The sequence below is a fragment of the Paenibacillus sp. 10L310 genome, from assembly GCF_056395745.1.
The window spans coordinates 796,012-814,767 of record NZ_JBFTKC010000001.1 but is presented as its reverse complement, the minus strand read 5'-3'; the positions used below and the strand labels follow the sequence as shown (position 1 = coordinate 814,767).

Genomic DNA, 18,756 nt, shown 5'->3' with positions numbered 1-18,756 from the left:
AACTTCATATCCATGGGATGCTCATTTGAATGTTAGCGTGATTACGGTTCAACTTTTACTCTGATCCATCGCCTTCATCTTCTCTTCGTATATTCGCCCTCTGGTAGGACTCCGGCGTTGCGGAATATTTGGTTTTAGCTCAAGCGATCTTCTAGATATCTCTTGTTCTAAGACCTCATCAACAATTCGTATGGACAAATCCCTGTAAGTTACAGACTGAACATCTGATTGGGACAGTTGCTTCACGATTTCCTGTACATCCCGTACCAAAGCCCCTAGGTCAATGCCCAGAATCGTAGCAGGATAAGGTTCCAGAAGATCAAGTGAGCTCTGTAACATCATCGTTCCTCCGCGGAGATTGCCATTCCTGAAGTGGTATAAACCAACTGCAATTTGCAACAACCCTTTATAGAGAGAATCCCGGTTACGTTCCAGCCACAATTCTTCCAACACCTCATGGCACTCGAAATAATCCTGATCCCGATTGAAGTAGATTAAGTAGTCAACGTACAGTGGCTCATAGATGCTCATCCGGGTTTTCGCCCTTTCTGGCGTTGTTCAGAAGTTTCTTCACGTCATCCAGCAAGTCTTTGAGCCCTTCCATATCATGCCGTTCCCAGTAATCGTTAAATCGCTTCTGTGCTTCAATTGCTTCACTGACAAGGTGGTAGAAGTATAATTGATGAATGATATTCAATGTTCTTGACACGATATTGGAATCATCCTCAAATGCCTTCTGCGCCTCCAAAATCTGTAGACGAATTGCAGACATCTCGTTGTCCAGTATAAACGCGGCCTCAGCCGTTTTTTTCAGCCTGGTTCTCATCTCATCAGGTAACCCTTCCCGAAACTTGTAACTCAGCGAATGTTCAATGGTAGCCCAGAAGTTCATGGCAAGCGTCCGGATCTGTATCTCGGCCAAAACTTTCTTTTGTCCTAGAGCCGTCTGAACGGGATACTCAATAATCATATGGAAGCTGCGATAGCCGCTCTCTTTGAAATTCGTAATGTAATCTTTCTCAATGAGTACCGTGAGATCCTTACGTCCTCGAATATACTCGGCAACCCGGCGGATATCATCCACGAACTGGCACATAATGCGGATACCTGCAATATCCTCAATGCCTGTTTCCACGTCATCAAGCGACACATTCAGTCGTCTGGATTTCTCCAGAATACTGGATATTTTTTTGACACGACCGGTAACGAATTCAATCGGGGCATACTCTTCCCGTTTTTTCAGCTCCGCCCGCATTGTCTTAAACTTGACTTTCAATTCCTCTACCGCTTGTTCATAAGGAAGTAAAAATGTACCCCAGTCTCTACCGTCCATGCTTATGCCTCCTGTCTCTATAGCGTCCCCTGTTCTATTCCATTATACATGATGTTTGGTGGGGGAAAGAGTCCCGAACCATTTTACGCTCTTCCATGCTTCTATATTTTCAATCCGGGGATCCACATTCCTTCTTAACGATGCTCCGCACCAACCGCTTCAGAGATATGACGATAACCGTCCTTGCGCAGTAACTCACGCAGTCCGGCATGAATACGCCGATTCACCTCAGGTCCTTCGTAGATCAATGCTGTATATATTTCGACCAGACTTGCTCCGGCTTTAATTTTCTCGTAAGCATCCTCACTTGTGAAAATGCCACCTGAACCGATAATCGGAAGTTTGCCTTCGGTCTGGCGATAGATCTGGCGAATAATCTCCGTCGAACGATCACGTAGAGGTTTACCGCTCAGACCGCCTGTTTCCTTCGCATGTTGGTGGGAAAGTCCTGTACGACTGATGGTTGTGTTCGTTGCAATAATACCAGCAACACCGCTGTCTGCAATTGTGCGAACCATATATTCAAGTTCCTGATCATTCACATCCGGTGCAATCTTCACCAGAACGGATTTGGTCGCTCCGCCCGCTCGTGCATGCTGCACGTTCATCTCGTTCATAACCGCAGCGAGCAGTTCCTTCAATTCATTCCCATGTTGCAGATTACGCAAATCCGGTGTATTTGGTGAACTGATATTAACCACGAACAGATCAGCATAATCGTATAGTGCCTGAATGCACTTCGAATAGTCCAAGTGAGCTTCCTCATTAGAAGTTGCCTTATTCTTGCCGATGTTAACAGCCACTGGAATACGCCGATCCTGTAGACGTGCCAATTCACCTGCCATGGCTTCCGCACCAAGATTGTTAAAGCCCATTCGGTTCACCAACGCCTCATCTGGAGGCAAACGGAACAGCCGTGGTTGATCGTTACCTGGTTGTGCAAGTGGTGTCACGGTTCCCACTTCCATGAATCCAAATCCGATGGAAGAAAAGCCCGTTACGGCCTGCCCGTTTTTGTCCAGACCCGCAGCCAGACCAACAGGTGTAGGGAAATGACACCCAAACATGTCAACAGCCAGATCAGACGTTTCACGAACGCCGTACATCACACGCAGTCCGGAAGGAACCGGACGGATGCTACCCACGCCACTAAGGCCGCCAATAATCAGATGATGGGCCTGTTCAGGGTCCATTTTGAACAACAAAGGTTTAGCAAGACTTCTGTATAACAAATCACTCACTCCGTTCTGGTCCGGTACGCCAAAAAGCCGTTGTCCGTCTTTTCATATGTAAAAAAACACTCTACTCACAAGTTTATCTGTTTCTTATTAAAAAGGAAAGTAGTTTGCGCATAGACAGCACAAATCGAATAATACAAAATGCTCACAAGAAATCCACCCGCCCACTGGAAATGACGAGTTGAATTCTTTACAATGAGAGCATGGTTACTCTACACCAGTTCTATTCCAAATAAGGAGGAATAACTCATGGCTCCCAAACGTAAACCACCTGCATTACAGCAAAAGAAAGAAGAAGTGAATCGCAAAGCCATTGCATGGACAGCAGCCAGTGTAGGCGGCCTGATCATCATCATTGGTGCTCTTATCATTATTGCCAACATGTAGATGATTCAGGCTGAATCCATCTGATTCTACATATCAAACAGATCAATTCAGCCAGTGATACGTTTTGTTCGGATTATTCTGCTTTGGAACAAGCGTATGCTGATAACGCTGCTTTGCTTCTGGAACAAGCGTCAGATCTGGCAGTACATCTTCTCCAATGCGTACCGGAGTGCCTTGCGGAGCAAGAGCGAATAACTCTTCTACATCTCCTGTGCGCATTCTCACACATCCAAGGGACTCATCCAGTCCGATACTGTCTGGCTCGTTGGTCCCGTGGATGGCATAATTCGTATTCGAGAGTTGCATACCTCTGCTTCCAAACTCCCCGTTCGAGCGTCCATTCGGATTGACCACTTTATCTGTAATGACAAATGACCCCTCCGGTGTTCGATCACCGCCAAGTCCCACATCATACATACGAACAATGGTATCCCCACTGATTAATGCAAGTTTATGTTTATTCTTATCAATTACAATCTCCAGCGGTTCCTGCAAAAAAGGCTGACCTCCCAGCGTATCTGCAAAAGCGGCATTGTTGCCTTGAGACAAATTCGAAGATGTTGAACCATTTTCTTTACCACTCGAATCGTTCTTTCCTTCCTTTGCCTTTCCTTGATGCAGAGCTAACAGCTTCGGAAACATCTCGGTCATCCCTGACGCAGTCTCTCCCAGAATATTGTTCGGAAATGGCTGAGCCATTTGCGTTACACTCTTGGGCCAAGCATCATTTTTTTTGCGATAGGCAACGATTGCACTTGATAATGATGCAGCTGCTTCCTGCTTGGCGGTCCACGCCAAGGCCATCTTTTTGATTTTCGGTGTAATTTCAGGAGGTTCACAGTTACATTGCTTGGCATCATAACTCTGTGCAGTTAATTTCCCGCTTGTATTGGTTTGTACTATGTATTTCACAGGCATATTTCGTTTCCATAAAGACCAGTCATCCGAGGTTTGCATGCCCAGTACAGCAGAGGTCTCTACTTTTGGGCCAGACCCGGACCAGGCAGCTGCGAGCGCAGCCTCGCCATGATTACCTCCACCAAATGCCGCAGCAGTGAACACATTGCTTGGCGCAATGGATGCAGTTCCAACCTGTTTATCCGCTTCTACAGGCGCTTCGATGTCATCTGTGGATTCCAGTGCTGCTGACAGTGCGTCGGCCGCTTCCCGACTGAAACCCGGAGCGTCCGCAGGTGGCAGACCTGCCAGCACAAGCAGCATTAACAATGTAAGCCACATTTTGCGTCTACGTTGTTTTTTCTCTTTTTGCTCAGACATCTCCACCAGTTTCTCCTGATAGTCTACCCAGATGTCCGCAGGAGCTTTACTGCGTTCAAATGCCTCATAAACCTCGCCCGCTTGCTGAAAACAATAATTGGCTTTGGCCTCCTGTCCTTCGCCCAAATACTCCTTTCCAAGCAAGTACCAAGCCATTTTGTTGTCGGGATGTTTCTTGACATATGTTCTTAGATGAGTATTTTGCATCCGATCCTCCACTATTTCGCCTTTTTCCGTTTATCATTATATATCGGCATAACAAAGCGTTGAATCCATAGGACTTGAGTACCCGGTGGAAAAAAGGGGGTTCGACAATGTTCGTCCTTGATCCACAGATCAGATAATCACAGTTAAATGAATGCAAAAAAAGCACCTTCCCTTGTCGTTAAGACAAAAGAAAGTGCTCTATGTTCATGTGAGAAATAATTAGCCTTCTTTATTGAAAGGCTCGTCCGCTACTTTGATTGAATCTGTAGGGCAGCCATCGCATGCATCCTGCATATCGTCAAACAAGTCGTCTGGAATAGCTTTGACACCATGGTTAGCATCGCCGTCAAAGATAACTTCAGCCAAACCTTCATCATCATAATCGTAGATGTCTGGAGCTGTTGCTCCACAAGCGCCACATGCGATGCATGTGTCTTTTTCAACCCAAGTATATTTACTCATTTACATTCTCTCCTCCTAAAATTCAAAACGTACAGTGTTTTTATCTAGAAACATATTAATACAAAGTAAGGATAATTACAAACATTTTGCAACCACAAGTCTCTATTATCCCTTATTTAATCAAGACTTTGCAAGTTGTCTTTTTGCAGGGAAGTACCGCGCACTTTATGATTACGAAGCAGCACGGAAGGATCGTCTCCAAGCATGCCTGCGGTCACAACAGCATTCTCACCAAATTTATCACGTAACTGATCCATAATCCGAATCAGATTGTCCTTCTTGGGCTTCTGCTCATATTCGAACAAGTCCATCTGTACAGCGGATTCTTCTCTTGGAATCAGGTTTTGAAGTGTCACACCCAGCATGCGTACAGGTTTGCCACTACCCCAATGCTTCTCAAATAGTTTACAGGCCTCACGGTAAATGACCGTTGCATCCTCCGTAGGAACTTCCATTAGACGTGATCGGGTGATTGTCTTCATATCCGGTGTCCGGATTGTTATCTGAATACCCTGGCTGAACATTTCGTGCTTGCGCAACCTTCTGGCTACCTGGTCACTTATATTGAGGAACACCCGATGAATCTCATTCATATCCGATACATCCGCCGGTAAAGTGGTTGTATGCCCAATGGATTTATTGGCCTCCCGTTCCGCGTGAACTGCGGAATGGTTAATGCCATTCGCGGAATTTTTGAGCCATGCTCCATTAACTCCAAATAGTTCGGTCAACATGTTCTCATCCGACTTGGCCAATTGACCAATCGTTTCAATGCCCAGTTTTTTCAACTTTTCGGCCGTTTTTTTGCCAATGCCAAACATCTCGTTGCATGGTCTGTGCCAAAGAATCCGGGGTACATCCCTCATGCGTAAAATGGAGATACCGTTCGGTTTTTTCAGATCCGAAGCCATTTTCGCCAGTAATTTGTTGGGCGCAATGCCTATGGAACATGGCAGCCCCAATTCATCCTTGATTCTCCGCTGAATGCTCTCCGCAATCTCCATTGGATTCCCGAATTGCCTTGAACCTGTAATATCAAGATAACATTCATCAATGGATGTCGCCTCAAGTTGAGGCGTATAACTATACGCAATCTGCATGAAGGCTCTTGAATATTGACGATATAAATGAAAATCAGGACGTATTACAATGAGATCAGGGCACTTTTTCATGGCTTGGTGCACAACCATACCTGTTGAGATGCCTCGATTACGAGCGGCATATGAGCAGGTTACAATTACACCCTTTCGCAGTTCACTGCTGCCCGCAACGGCCGTTGCTTTTCCTCTATATAAATCTGGTTCCTCGGCTTCATGTACAGAGCAGTAGAAAGCATTCATATCGACATGCAGAATTACCCGTCCGGCTGCAGGGTAATATTGATCCACATTTGCTGGAGGATTGCCGCCTGAAGACATCATGAACCCCCGCCCTTTCTTGCACACTAATTAATGAAACGAATTTCTTTCTTCTATAGTATATCAAACCCGTTATGTTAATTCAGTCATGAGCATTTATTTTCTGCGAGATCTGATCAGAGACCGAATAATTAACCAGCCTACACTCACAAAAAGTATCAAAGTGATCAGAGCAATAATCGTATTTTCCCATACAAAAGTCAAAATTAACCCTCCTTTTCTTCCATATATTCCAATTAAAACTCAATAATAGATTATAACATACATCCGGATTATGATTAACATCCTTCTTTTTTCTCTAAAATCCGTTAATTGTTACATGAAACTGCGATTTCTATGTAGCATTTGGCTATAATGGTGCTATAATAATTAATTATACAAATTGACGACTTTAGGACAAATCAGCGCATTGAGTTTAACACAGTGTAGCGTTGCCGAATCGAAGGATTCGTCCACTAACGTACTTAACAGCTTTTCCTAACTTACAATCCAAACTTTTAAAAGAGCGCTTTATCTCAAAGGAGGATCTTCATGTCAAAGGCCATTTCCATCTTCGATACGACTTTACGTGACGGCACACAAGGGGAGGGTGTCAGCTTATCGGCAGACGACAAACTCAAAATTGCCAAGAAGCTTGATGACCTGGGTGTCCATTATATTGAAGGCGGAATTCCCGGCAGCAATACCAAGGACATTGAGTTTTTCAAAAGAGTCAAGGAATTAAACCTGAACGCAAAGGTTGTTGCTTTTGGCAGCACCCGCCGAAAAGGCAGTGTTGCTAGTGAAGACGCCAACCTGAAGCGCATGATCGAATCTGGTGCTCAGGCTGCAACCTTGGTCGGTAAATCATGGGACTTCCATGTGCATACTGCTTTGCAGACTACTTTGGAAGAAAATTTGTCCATGATCTATGATTCCATCGCCTATCTGAAACAGAATGGAATGGAAGTGATCTTTGATGCAGAACACTTCTTTGACGGATTCAAACATAACCCGGAGTATGCTCAAGCGGTCTTGACCAAGGCCCACGAAGCTGGAGCGGACTGGCTCGTTATGTGTGATACCAACGGCGGGACGATGCCAAACGAGGTGCACGAGATCGTATCCACACTGCATAGAAGCCTGCCTCATGCACATCTCGGGATTCATACACATAATGATTGTGAATTGGCTGTGGCCAACACACTCAGCGCTGTACAAGCCGGAGCCCGTCAGGTGCAAGGAACGATGAACGGTTATGGAGAGCGTTGCGGTAACGCCAACCTCGCATCCATTATCCCGAACCTGCAACTGAAACTTGGCTATGAATGTGTTACTGATGATTCCATGAGACAACTTACAAACGTGGCTCGTTATGTTAGCGAGATTGCCAATGTGAATATGCCGATTAATCAGCCTTATGTCGGCAATGCTGCTTTTGCTCACAAAGGTGGAATTCACGTCTCTGCCATCCTGCGGGATTCACGTACCTATGAACACATCGTGCCTGAACTGGTTGGTAACAAACAACGTGTGCTGGTCTCTGAACTTGCCGGACAAAGTAACATTGTATCCAAAGCACAGGAACTGGGGCTTGAGTTCGATCCAAGCAGTGCCAATTCACGTCAGATTATTGAGAAGATCAAAGACCTGGAACATCAGGGTTACCAGTTCGAAGGTGCAGATGCTTCGCTTGAATTGTTAATTCGTGAAGCGAACGGTGATATGAAAGAATTGTTCACGTTTGAATCATTCAAAATGCTTGTGGAGAAAACGGCAGGCAAATCCGTTGTTTCTGAAGCTTTTGTCAAAGTGAATATCGCTGGAACAAGCGCTTATACCGCTGCTGAGGGCAATGGTCCGGTTAACGCACTCGATAACGCCCTTCGGAAAGCGCTGGTGCAATATTTCCCTTCACTTGCCAACATGCATCTGTCGGACTACAAAGTGCGTGTTCTGGATGAGAAGGATGCTACAGCTGCCAAAGTTCGTGTATTGATCGAATCCAAAAATACGGAAAACACATGGAACACTGTTGGTGTATCCGAGAACGTAATTGAAGCAAGTTGGGAAGCGCTCGTTCACAGTTTCCGCTATGCTTTGCTTCAAGAAAAATTACAGGATGAGCCGGGCACACTCCCTATTCCTGCTCATGGGATAAGCAACCACTAAAGTATATATTCAAAAAAGCGTTTTTGAACAACCTCTTAACGCTTATTTCCCGGAAAATATAAAGAAGCCTCTGTACCCATGATTCATGGATGCAAAGGCTTCTTTGTTTACATGAAAATTAATTCGCAATTAACTTTTTAATCTTACGTTCCAACTCTTTCTCAGGCAATATGCCCAGAACAATCTCCTGTATAACTCCTCTGGAGTCAATCAGAACATTCGTTGGAAAAGCCACCCCATTGTATTGAGCATACACAGTCCCCTTCTCATCCAAGGGAATAGGGAATGTCAGTTGGTACTCATCTACAAAAGCTTTGGCATCTTTGAGTTTATCGTATGACGTTACATTAACCCCATACATGTCAAGCTTATCCTTGTATTTCGCAGCCATTCTGTTCAGCTCCGGAGCTTCCTGCTTACACGGCTCACACCAGGATGCCCAGAAACTGACGAATGTGGCCTTATCTTTGGCACCGCCCACACTGTACGTCTCTCCATCCATTGCTGTCAGAGAAAAAGCAGGTGCCAGAAGACCCGCACGTGGTCCCGTCTCAGTAGGCATCGGTTCTTCCTGCTTAAAGACGGCTGCAATGCCGTCACCCGCATTCTGGGCCAGTGCAATACCAACCAGCAAGACAGCACCAAGGAGTATGTATATGTTTCGTTTCATAACCCGCCACCCTTTTATATAATTAGCACATTGAAACTGAAACCGTAATTTCTGCACATGCTAAGTGTTTATCACGCTCTATCATAGTTCACCAGAACATGATTCCCAAATGTTCTCTTTATTATTGTACCCTTTTCCTTTAAAATTTTACAATCCGCATCACAGAAAATAAAATGAAAAAGGACTCCTGCCGTAGCAGGAGCCAAAGAGAGAGGGGTGAATACAAATGGCAGCACTTCACGGGCAGCAAAACGCCTTCTACATCCCTTCTTCCGTAGAACAAGAGATGTCAAAGCACATGTTCCTTTCGCTACCACAAGAAGCCTGCGGGGTTATGCTGGGTGAAACCGCAGCGGGCGGTATACGAATCAGTCGGTTTCAGCCCATTCGTAACGTAGCACCTGACCCGCTGCACCATTTTACTCTGGACGATGCCGAATGGATTCGGTGCGTATTCTCCGAGCCCAAGCTCATCGGTATCTTCCATTCTCATCCCCAGACCAGGCCTGTTCCTTCCTTAGAGGACTTGCAAGCTCTTCCGGCCTTCGCCGGTTTGCTTCAGATGTACCTCATCGGCTCACCCGACCTTACAAGCGGGTCGCGATCTCATATGCATCTGAACGGTTATCTGATTGAATCTTCGAAGGAATCGCAGGATCCGGCACAACACGTTGTGCCTTCATACAATCTGCTTCCCGTTCCGTTATGCGTGACTTAGCTGGGTATACAGATCACCCAAGGTCTCCACATTTTTACGAGTCATGTCCTCCAAGTAGCAGGACCATAACTGTGCAGTCATTTTTGAATCTTCCAGTGCATGGTGACGTCCATAGATCGGAATCCCTCTGGATTCCAGCAATTCATCCAGACCATACCCCGGCCTGCTTGGTTCAAGCCAGCGGGCCAACATCATCGTATCGATTAAACGATGCGTCAGCCTTACCTTTGAAGTCCGCCACAGAGCTGCATTCAGAAAGGCTCGGTCATGCGCACTTGCGTGTGCAATCAGAACATTTCCACCTACAAAAGACATGAAATCATGCAACCCTTCCAGCAAAGTCGGTGCGTCCAACGTCATCTCCTGTGTAATACCTGTAAGTTCAGTAATATGTTCCGGAACCGCAGTCTTGGACTGCACCACCGTGTAGAACTGCTCCCCTTCCAGTACCACACCACCATGTATACGGACCGCACCAAATGAGATAATCTCATCCCCATGCTGGGGCGAAAATCCCGTCGTTTCCAGATCAAATACAACTGCGTCCAACTCATTTAGAGGTGTATGCAGAACCTCAGGTCTGCGCTGTTCTCTCATCATAGAGCGGATAAACGCCATGTGTTGCGCCGTAGGGGCTCCCATAATGGAAGCGATGGCGGAAGGAACCCCTCCCTGACGCAGCGAATTCCAGAATCCTGTATTGCCCCTTGCCGGCTCTCTCATGGACGTCTCCTTTCTGCAAAACGCAACTGTCTTTGCAAAGCACGATGCACTCGTCGTACCAACCCGAGCGTATCCCTGAGCTCATAATGAATTTGCTTTTGTTTCATCTGTTTCTCATCCAGGAACCCACTGCTATGTTGCAAATCCCCTTGGATGACAACCGGTGTACTTCGGCGAAATTTCAAAGCGGCAAAGAAGGCCCGCTGGCATGCATCCAGTAATGTAAATGGAACAGCTTCAAGTGAAGTCAGTCTCTCCATTCTTTTTAACGTAGATGACTCCTTGATTCCATGTTGCAAAGCCAAATAACGAGCACTGTTCACCAGCGGAATGTACAAACCATACTTGATATCAAATCCGCCTGCATGTTCACCAAATCGTTCTGTGACCACACGTCCAAGTACATTTAATGTAGCTTTATGTTTAACCGTATTGCGAAGAACCGCATCCGAAAGTTCAGGAATCAGTCTGAACTGTTCATAAAAACTCGTGATCCATTCCTCCGCCAGACTTTGCTCACCTGCAACAAAACGCATGTCTGAAGCAATAATCAGATTACGAACAGGCTCCCAATTCAGATCCGAGCTCCAATCTGCTAATTGTTGTTTCCATGACGCCAGCGTTTTTCTCCAGAGTGGCTCAGAGCACATGACTTTACCTTCGCACTTGGCGTAACCAAGCTCTTCTAACACATCCGTCATTCGCTGTCCGAGCTGAGCAAAATATTCCTCTTTACCTTCATGCGGAGTATCGCTAATGATCATGCCATTATCCTGATCACTCCATAACGTTGCTTCTTCCCTGCCGGAACTGCCAAATACGATAAAGGCATAGGGGACGGGAGGTTGGCCGAAGCCTTCCTCAACCATCCCCTGAATGCATAACTCTACTGCTTTCCGTGCAATCCGGTCATGCAGTTCATTTACCGTTTGGTACCACTCGATCGGCGACAAGGAAGCGGACAACAATTCCTGGAGCTCGTTCTGTAATATTACACGTGCCTGGCGCAGTTCTTGAGAAGACACCGCACCATCGATTCCCTGATAAGACCAGGAATAGTTTCTATACGAGATGGGTTCCATCATGTCCAGCCTCCTTGAAGCATGATTCAGCATCATTCACCTCAGGAGCTGAACGTACCACCATTGGATTTAGAATCTACATTTTTCATTTGTTCAGGGTATCCGTAAGTACCGTGCTCACTGATATCCAGACCCATTGTTTCTTCTTCTTCAGTAACACGGATGCCCATGATCGCTTTCATACCGCCCAGAATAATGAAGGACATTACCAGTACGAAGGCAAAAGCACCTACCAGACCGAGAAGCTGTACGCCCAATTGGTGGAATCCACCGCCATAGAACAGACCCGCTTGACCTACACCCGCATGCTCAGCAAGTTCTGGTGTAGCGAACAAACCTGTGGAGATTGCTCCCCACATACCAGCAACACCGTGTACGGAGAAAGCATAGATTGGATCGTCAATTCCTTTACGATCGAAGTACTGTGCCGTGAAGAATGTGATAACACCAGCCAAAGCACCGATAACCAAAGCTGCCCAAGGTTCAACAAAGGCACAAGCACCTGTAATTGCAACGAGTGCCGCAAGCACACCGTTCAACATGCTAGGAATATCGGACTTGCCAAGAACTGCCCAAGAAATCAACAGTGCAGCAACACCACCAGCTGCAGCAGCTACGTTAGTAGTTAATGCAACATAACCAAAGAATCCGTCATCCAAGGCAGTTAACGTACTACCTGGGTTGAAACCGAACCAACCGATCCAGAGGATAATAACCCCGAGTACGGAATACACTTGGTTGTGACCTGGAATGATGTTAGGTTTGCCGTCTTTGTTGTATTTACCAATACGTGGTTTCAACAAGATCGTCGCTACCAATGCTGCAGTCGCGCCAGTCAAGTGAACAACCGTCGATCCTGCAAAGTCTTGCATACCCAGCTCAGCCAACCAGCCGCCGCCCCATACCCAGTGAGCAACAACCGGATACATGATAATGGTATAAAGTGTACCGAATACAATATATACGCTCATTTTTGCACGTTCAGCCATACCACCGCAGGCAATGGCCAGAGATACCGCCGCAAAAGCGAGGTGGAAAACGAATTTAACAGTCAGTGGAACATCGGAGAAAGCCAGTGATTCGAAGGAAGCAGCCATCTTGTCACCGCTCAGGAAGAATCCTGTTGTTCCAAAGAAGCTGTTACCATTACCGAAACCAAGACCGAAACCCAAAGCCCAGAAGGCAATAACTGAAATTCCCAATGTCAGGATGGTCTTACCCGCAATGTGTCCTGCATTCTTCATTCGTGTTGAACCCGCTTCAAGTAAAGCAAATCCCCCTTGCATCAAGAACACGAGTACAACAGCCAGAAACGTAAAGGCTGAGTTCAAACCACTTTGAAGTTCAATGTTAGTCGGACCCTCCGCAGCCGCAAATGCGCTAACCGGAAAAGCGAACAAAGTAAGCATTACTAACATGGAAACCAACCATTTCTTTCTCATATACCCCACTCCCTCTTATGTTAAGTTTCTTCACATAATGTGAAACTCTTAATGTCATTATAAGCAGAAGAGAGGAAAGTTGACAAGAGTATTTTCATCAAAATTGAAAATTATTTCTGGGAATAAAGTCTTACGTCTTTTTCTTGCACTTAAGTACATAATCACATTCTATGAGTACATAGATATAGAAATGCAGTATGCTGATTGCCAAAGCATAACGTTTGACTGTACGGTTAAAGATCATGTATCATACTTATTAGTAAGAAAAATTGGGCGTAGTCTAGAAATTCACAAGTGGAAACTACAATTCCCTACATTTGAACTTGCAAGCGAGGTGAATATCATTGGGGATATGAAACTTTTTCGGATTGGCGAACTTGCCAAGACCGCTGGTGTTAGTGAACGGACGATTGATTATTACACAAAGCTTGGACTAATCGCTCCCGAAGAACGTACACAAAAAAATTATCGTCTCTATAGTAATGAAACTTTAACGAGGCTTGAACGTATTGTACAGATGAAACAAGAGAAGTATAGTCTCGACGAGATTAAACAATCTCTTGAGAAGTGGCGTCTGGTTAGTACAGAAGAACAAGTTGCCAGCAAATTGACAACATTGGAACTTCACGTACAACAACTTGAGCGAGAGGTTAACGAACTCAAACCGCTACTTGGAGAGATGAAACCTGTACAAGCACGTAAAATGATGGCAGGACTCCTCACCAAAAGTGCCGGTACAATGGAGGCACTAAAAATCTTGCTTGAGAACACCATGATGTAGCTTATTCTTAGAAAGCGGAGGAATGAATATGAGTTTTAATAACGGTATGTTCGTATTGATCATTATCGCCTTTTTGCTCTCTTTATGGGCGCAATTTCGCGTTAAAGGTACGTTTAGACGTTGGTCGGAGGTACCGAACCAGAACGGAATGACTGGTTACGATGCCGCTCGCCAGATGCTCGATGCTAACGGCCTGCATGATGTTCCAATTGAACCTGTACGTGGTACACTCTCTGATCACTATGATCCGATCAATCGGGTTGTACGTTTATCAGAACCAGTATATTACGAAAACTCAATCTCAGCTGTTTCGGTAGCGTGTCACGAAGTTGGCCACGCCATTCAGCATAAAGAAAGTTATCCGATGCTGGCACTGCGTCACCGGATCTTCCCAATTGTGAACTTTGCATCCGGATTAGCTCCATTCCTGTTAATTGCAGGATTCATCTTCAATGCCATGAACCTTGTAGGTATCGGTATCATCTTCTTCTCCGTAACTGTAGCATTCCAACTCATCACTTTACCGGTTGAGTTCAATGCAAGTAATCGCGCTAGAGAGATTATGGTATCCGAAGGGTACATCCGTAATGAAGAAGAAAAAGGTGTTGCAAAAGTTCTGAATGCCGCAGCCTTGACTTACGTTGCTGCAGCGTTGATTTCACTGCTTGAGTTGATTCGTTACATCGGAATCTTCAACAGCCGCGATTAATTGGATACTTAATACAACAAAAACAAAAAACAATACCCCACCGTTAATCGGATGGGGTATTGTTTTGTTGTAAACCGAAATAATCAAGCAAGAATGAACGAAAGGACTGAGCAACCAGCGGCAGTTTATCATGCGCACGATGAATTAACCCGATAGTTCGCGTTACTTTTGGATGGGAGATAGCCACATGTGCCGGTTGCAACGGATTCGTCTGGAATAACGCCATCTCAGGCAGCAGACTGACCCCCATGCCCGCAGCGACCAATCCGCGGATGGTGTCGGTCTCTTCCCCTTCAAATGCGATCTTGGGTGTAAAACCAGCTTCCAGACAGGCATGCCACACAATAGGACGAAGAGAATAACCTTTGCTAAACAATACAAATTTATCATCCTTGAGCTGTTCAAGCGCAATTGTCTCTTCACCAGCTAACGGGTGATTAGGAGGAAGGATCGCATGTAATTCTTCCGTGAGTACAATATCGCCATCTACTTGATCATGCTTCTCTGGAAAAGGAGAAATGAATGCCAAGTCTACCTCTCCGGATAACACATCACGAATCAGCGTAGGGAACATCCCCTGCTTGAATCTGAATTTCACGTTGGGGTAGCGCTGACGGAAAGCAGCCACCACGGAAGGAATGAGATGAATCCCCAGGCTATGCGGAAACCCAATTCGAATCTCTCCATGCTCCGGGTCCAGAAACTCATGAACTTCCCCAACTGCCTTGTCCAAATCTTTTAATATACCTTCAATTCGTTTGCAAAAAAGCTGCCCCACTGCAGTCAACTGCAGGTTTCGTCCCTTTTGCATAAAAAGGTCCACGCCCAGTTCTTCTTCCAGCTGATGAATCTGACGACTCACCGCCGACTGTGCCACATGCAACTCTTCAGCAGCCTGTGTTACATGTTCCTTCTGTGCCACTTTCAAAAAGTAATGCAACTGTCTTAATTCCACTCGCCTGATCGCTCCAATCTGTTATACCCTACTTATCCTTGACTGTATTCCATCTTGAGAACGTTCTGACTACCGCTTTAAGCTGCGGGGTTTCCACAATCTGATCAACAGTCCGTAAATAAAGAATCCACCCAACAATCCGCCAAGGTGAGCCATCCAGTTGATGCCTGACATGGCGAAGGAGAATATGATCCCGAACAAAAGCAATGTGTACATCGTTTTGCGCGAAGCCTCGTCCATCATCGTTCGCTGGAACAGCGCTACATACAGGAATGCACCATAGACGGCATAGATCGCTCCTGAAGCACCTACCGAGATGGTAATACTCCCAACCGAGTTGTACCACGCAACAGCAAGAATATTACCCAATACACCACCACCCAGGTACAATACACCATACCTTACCGACCCGAGCAACCGCTCCATCGGTGGAGCAAATACAATTAACGCAAAGCTGTTAAACAATAAATGACCGAAGCCCGCATGCAGGAACATGGATGTAATGTAACGCCACCATTCATGCGCGAACAGTTCATGATTCGTAAGTGCCCCGAATTTCAGCAGCACCATATTGTTCGTTGATCCACCGTTCACCGTTAACACAATAAACATGACTACATTGGCAATTAAAAAAAGCGACGTCAAAGGGAAATACTTCAAATAACCTTTCCAGTTCTCATAGCGAATAAATATCATAAATTTCTTCTTTCACTCCACCCTGTTCAGATCGGACTCACATCTCTGATCCATCGTAATGGTACATGCCCGAATTGGACAATGCCTTTCATAAAAGATTATAATGGATTTTGGCACGGATCACCAATTTATAAGGAGGAACATTATTATGACACAAGAACGTACAGGCGCAGCCACATTTAAAGGCAACCCTATTACATTGATCGGACCCGAACTGAAAGTGGGCGATCAAGCACCTGATTTTACACTGAGCAAGAACCTGGTTGAGGACGCTTCCCTGAAAGACTTCGCAGGCAAAATCAAATTAATCAGCGTTGTTCCTTCCCTGGATACTGGCGTATGCGATGCGCAAACTCGTCGTTTCAACGTGGAAGCTGGAGAACTCGGAGACAATGTTGTTGTCTTGACAGTAAGCGTTGACCTTCCGTTTGCTCAGGCTCGTTGGTGTGGAGCAGCTGGTGTTGACCGCGTAGTTACATTGTCAGACTACAAAACACGTTCTTTCGGTGAAGACTACGGCGTTCTGATCAAAGAATTCCAACTCGACATGCGCTCCATTTTTGTTTTGGATGCCGAAGACCGGATTACATATGTGGAGTATTTGCCTGAAATGACAGACTCCCCTAACTTCGAACAAGCGATTGCTGCTGTAAAAGCTTTGCTGTAGAAGTTATCATACGTTCAGAACAAAAGCGAGGAAGGTTAACCTTCACTCGCTTTTTGTTATTTATCATCTATTTCAATCATTTGCTTTATACTTGCTTAGCTTTTTATCCAGTACAGAGAATAAGTTCATAATCGTGCGATAATTGGAACCCAAGTCTCCAAGTGAACCACGTGAAGCTGAATACATATCCACCGCACTGCGAACAGGACTTACTGAGATAATGGAAACTGTAATATCCATCGTCCGTCCAAAGGTAGTCCGCTTCTCCAGAATAACTTCTCCAACAGAAGGCACTTCATGCAGCACTTTATAACCCGGAATCTTTTTGAGTGTCGAAGAGACCTCTTCCCAGGCTCTGTCTTTGGATAAGTTATAATACCGTGTTTTTAATTTGGGATCCTTGGCTCGATCGCTGGTCCCCTCCATGCTGCGGATGATACCGACGAGCGTTCTCTTTAAGGTCAAGACCCTTCCTCCTTTGATTGTAACCGTTCCATTTATGTATCTTAGTGTAACATTGTTCAAGTAGTAACAAAAGGGCAAGCATCATATTTATCATAAAACCAATCAAAAACATTCATCACAACTTAAAAACACCCTGAAATTCCTTTTGTAGAGGAAAAGTCAGGGTGCTGTACATGAAGATTTAGGAACCCGCCTATGCCGTCCGGCTACATTGTCTTATGAACCTGCTTGGCAGGTGGGTGACCGCAAAAATGCTTTTTGAAGTCCCCATGTCGTATAGACAGGGCTTTTCAGCAACATTCTGTGTTGATCTCCCGAAGACATCATCATTGGTTCAAAACAACGAATAACCGAAACGTACATCGCAGGATGTACAATTATTATATCCCTAACTGTGTAAAAAGTAAATGGCGATTCATCATGTTTTATTTTTGCAATGTAATGTTTTTGTCGTCTGATGGCTCAGGTGTTTCACCATTCTCTGCTGATTGTTCAGCCAGCGCAGCAGCTTCCTCTTCTTCCTTCTTGAGTTGCATCTTCTCCATCTGCTCCTGCATCTTGTTGAAGGTTGCGTAGAAGTTAAAGAAAGCGAACCAAGCAATGATGCTGATAATGAAGAAAACAAACAAGACCGGATAACGGAAACCGATGTAGAACAGCAATCCACTTCCCAGCAATGTGGAAAATACACGGAATGGTCTGATCAGCGTAAGCAATACCGCGTTTTTGATAATGAGTCCGATGGACATATGATAATGTACAACCATCGAGAAAAAGTTAAAGAGTGATACAAATAACAAGAGAAGCAGTACTAACATAATGATTCCCACGAGCTGCATATTGCGGAACTGCGTCATGTACACTGTATAATCCAGATACATAATCGCGAACAGCAGTGTGTAAAAAATGCCCCCAATTAAACTTTGCTTGTAGTTTTCCTTGTAACCTACAAAGAAAGTACGGAAGATCGGTACATCCGTATCACCCATATTCCATTTACGAACAACCGTAAACAGCGCCGAAGTCGCCGGGAACAGTGTAAGCGGTGCCACAATAGCTATAGCCCAGTTCATTTGCAATGATTCGTTTGCGAGGTTCTGCTGCATCACGAGCAGTTTCATAATCAAGAAAAACAAGAACGGAGACGAACAAATAGCCCACAACAGATTGGTTGCGGCCAGTCTCGTAATCCACTCTGTAAGCCGGTAGATCCCACCCATAGCTCCTTTAAATTCCAAACATTTCTCCTCCTCTGCAGCCTTGCGAATTACCTGAAGTCTAATATTAATATACCTTATTATAGATAGGAAAAGCCAGTACTTCCCGAAAAGAGATCGTCATTATCCTTAGCTAGCGCTTCTGGCCGCTTCTGGC

The 18,756-nt window shown here is 45.3% G+C and carries 20 protein-coding genes and 1 other RNA gene; 6 read left to right on the top strand and 15 right to left on the bottom strand.

Annotated elements, in window-relative coordinates; translation table 11 throughout:
* Positions 1 to 48 precede the first annotated feature (48 nt).
* From AC1DE7_RS04005 to AC1DE7_RS03995, 3 genes are all read right to left on the bottom strand, one after another.
* Entirely contained in the window at positions 49 to 531 is a 483-nt protein-coding gene (locus tag AC1DE7_RS04005) for a DUF309 domain-containing protein (protein WP_074094460.1), read from the bottom strand.
* The gene (yjbM, locus tag AC1DE7_RS04000) at positions 518 to 1,333 is read right to left on the bottom strand and encodes a GTP diphosphokinase (RefSeq protein WP_036609636.1); all 816 of its coding nucleotides are present in this window, start codon (positions 1,331 to 1,333) and stop codon (positions 518 to 520) included. The genes AC1DE7_RS04005 and yjbM overlap by 14 nt, the downstream gene beginning before the upstream one ends.
* Before the next feature lie 134 nt (positions 1,334 to 1,467).
* Positions 1,468 to 2,565 carry a quinone-dependent dihydroorotate dehydrogenase gene (locus tag AC1DE7_RS03995; protein WP_017689366.1) on the bottom strand — a complete coding sequence of 366 codons (1,098 nt, stop codon included), beginning with the start codon at positions 2,563 to 2,565 and terminating at the stop codon, positions 1,468 to 1,470.
* Positions 2,566 to 2,820: 255 nt separating this feature from the next.
* On the opposite strand from AC1DE7_RS03995, the gene AC1DE7_RS03990 reads away from it, so the two are divergent.
* Positions 2,821 to 2,958 (top strand): hypothetical protein, encoded by a 138-nt coding sequence (locus AC1DE7_RS03990; protein ID WP_017689367.1) that lies wholly within the window; start codon positions 2,821 to 2,823, stop codon positions 2,956 to 2,958.
* 42 nt (positions 2,959 to 3,000) lie between these two features.
* Here the strand turns inward: AC1DE7_RS03990 and AC1DE7_RS03985 are convergent, their stop codons facing one another.
* From AC1DE7_RS03985 to AC1DE7_RS03975, 3 genes are all read right to left on the bottom strand, one after another.
* Complete coding sequence (locus AC1DE7_RS03985) at positions 3,001 to 4,443, bottom strand: L,D-transpeptidase family protein (protein ID WP_340982911.1); 1,443 nt, start codon at positions 4,441 to 4,443, stop codon at positions 3,001 to 3,003.
* Between the two features lie 219 nt (positions 4,444 to 4,662).
* Entirely contained in the window at positions 4,663 to 4,905 is a 243-nt protein-coding gene (locus AC1DE7_RS03980; protein ID WP_017689369.1) for a ferredoxin, read from the bottom strand.
* Positions 4,906 to 5,021: 116 nt separating this feature from the next.
* On the bottom strand, positions 5,022 to 6,323 hold the full coding sequence (locus AC1DE7_RS03975; protein ID WP_076249898.1) for a DNA polymerase IV: 1,302 nt from the start codon (positions 6,321 to 6,323) through the stop codon (positions 5,022 to 5,024).
* Between the two features lie 531 nt (positions 6,324 to 6,854).
* Here AC1DE7_RS03975 and cimA point away from each other — a divergent pair.
* Positions 6,855 to 8,474 (top strand): citramalate synthase, encoded by a 1,620-nt coding sequence (gene cimA, locus AC1DE7_RS03970; protein ID WP_047842385.1) that lies wholly within the window; start codon positions 6,855 to 6,857, stop codon positions 8,472 to 8,474.
* A 118-nt stretch (positions 8,475 to 8,592) separates the two neighbouring features.
* Here the strand turns inward: cimA and AC1DE7_RS03965 are convergent, their stop codons facing one another.
* A complete protein-coding gene (locus tag AC1DE7_RS03965) occupies positions 8,593 to 9,144 on the bottom strand; it encodes a TlpA family protein disulfide reductase (RefSeq protein WP_076318425.1) in 552 nt (183 codons plus the stop codon).
* A gap of 226 nt (positions 9,145 to 9,370) precedes the next feature.
* On the opposite strand from AC1DE7_RS03965, the gene AC1DE7_RS03960 reads away from it, so the two are divergent.
* On the top strand, positions 9,371 to 9,862 hold the full coding sequence (locus tag AC1DE7_RS03960) for a M67 family metallopeptidase (RefSeq protein ID WP_076318424.1): 492 nt from the start codon (positions 9,371 to 9,373) through the stop codon (positions 9,860 to 9,862).
* On the opposite strand, the gene AC1DE7_RS03955 is transcribed toward AC1DE7_RS03960, so the two are convergent.
* The 3 genes from AC1DE7_RS03955 to AC1DE7_RS03945 are packed head-to-tail and all read right to left on the bottom strand — an operon-like array spanning position 9,848 to position 13,109.
* A complete protein-coding gene (locus AC1DE7_RS03955) occupies positions 9,848 to 10,585 on the bottom strand; it encodes an exonuclease domain-containing protein (RefSeq protein ID WP_017689374.1) in 738 nt (245 codons plus the stop codon). The genes AC1DE7_RS03960 and AC1DE7_RS03955 overlap by 15 nt on opposite strands.
* Positions 10,582 to 11,667: a DUF294 nucleotidyltransferase-like domain-containing protein gene (locus AC1DE7_RS03950; protein ID WP_477533890.1), complete on the bottom strand. Its 1,086-nt coding sequence runs from the start codon at positions 11,665 to 11,667 to the stop codon at positions 10,582 to 10,584. The genes AC1DE7_RS03955 and AC1DE7_RS03950 overlap by 4 nt, the downstream gene beginning before the upstream one ends.
* A gap of 41 nt (positions 11,668 to 11,708) precedes the next feature.
* Entirely contained in the window at positions 11,709 to 13,109 is a 1,401-nt protein-coding gene (locus AC1DE7_RS03945; RefSeq protein WP_076326943.1) for an ammonium transporter, read from the bottom strand.
* A 352-nt stretch (positions 13,110 to 13,461) separates the two neighbouring features.
* Between AC1DE7_RS03945 and AC1DE7_RS03940 the strand changes: the two genes are divergently transcribed.
* On the top strand, positions 13,462 to 13,890 hold the full coding sequence (locus AC1DE7_RS03940) for a MerR family transcriptional regulator (protein ID WP_017689377.1): 429 nt from the start codon (positions 13,462 to 13,464) through the stop codon (positions 13,888 to 13,890).
* A gap of 28 nt (positions 13,891 to 13,918) precedes the next feature.
* Complete coding sequence (locus AC1DE7_RS03935; protein ID WP_036609646.1) at positions 13,919 to 14,599, top strand: zinc metallopeptidase; 681 nt, start codon at positions 13,919 to 13,921, stop codon at positions 14,597 to 14,599.
* A 43-nt stretch (positions 14,600 to 14,642) separates the two neighbouring features.
* Here the strand turns inward: AC1DE7_RS03935 and gltC are convergent, their stop codons facing one another.
* A complete protein-coding gene (gene gltC, locus AC1DE7_RS03930; RefSeq protein WP_036609648.1) occupies positions 14,643 to 15,554 on the bottom strand; it encodes a glutamate biosynthesis transcriptional regulator GltC in 912 nt (303 codons plus the stop codon).
* Between the two features lie 69 nt (positions 15,555 to 15,623).
* Complete coding sequence (locus AC1DE7_RS03925) at positions 15,624 to 16,250, bottom strand: rhomboid family intramembrane serine protease (RefSeq protein ID WP_036670140.1); 627 nt, start codon at positions 16,248 to 16,250, stop codon at positions 15,624 to 15,626.
* A gap of 148 nt (positions 16,251 to 16,398) precedes the next feature.
* On the opposite strand from AC1DE7_RS03925, the gene tpx reads away from it, so the two are divergent.
* Positions 16,399 to 16,917 (top strand): thiol peroxidase, encoded by a 519-nt coding sequence (tpx, locus tag AC1DE7_RS03920; protein ID WP_036609653.1) that lies wholly within the window; start codon positions 16,399 to 16,401, stop codon positions 16,915 to 16,917.
* A gap of 72 nt (positions 16,918 to 16,989) precedes the next feature.
* Here tpx and AC1DE7_RS03915 read toward each other — a convergent pair whose 3' ends face one another.
* From AC1DE7_RS03915 to AC1DE7_RS03905, 3 genes are all read right to left on the bottom strand, one after another.
* Positions 16,990 to 17,382, bottom strand: a complete 393-nt coding sequence (locus AC1DE7_RS03915; RefSeq protein WP_017689382.1) for a DUF1499 domain-containing protein — start codon at positions 17,380 to 17,382, stop codon at positions 16,990 to 16,992.
* A 182-nt stretch (positions 17,383 to 17,564) separates the two neighbouring features.
* A non-coding RNA gene (gene ssrS, locus AC1DE7_RS03910) (6S RNA) lies at positions 17,565 to 17,756 on the bottom strand.
* A 51-nt stretch (positions 17,757 to 17,807) separates the two neighbouring features.
* The gene (locus AC1DE7_RS03905; RefSeq protein WP_036609655.1) at positions 17,808 to 18,620 is read right to left on the bottom strand and encodes a YesL family protein; all 813 of its coding nucleotides are present in this window, start codon (positions 18,618 to 18,620) and stop codon (positions 17,808 to 17,810) included.
* Between the last annotated feature and the right edge of the window lie 136 nt (positions 18,621 to 18,756).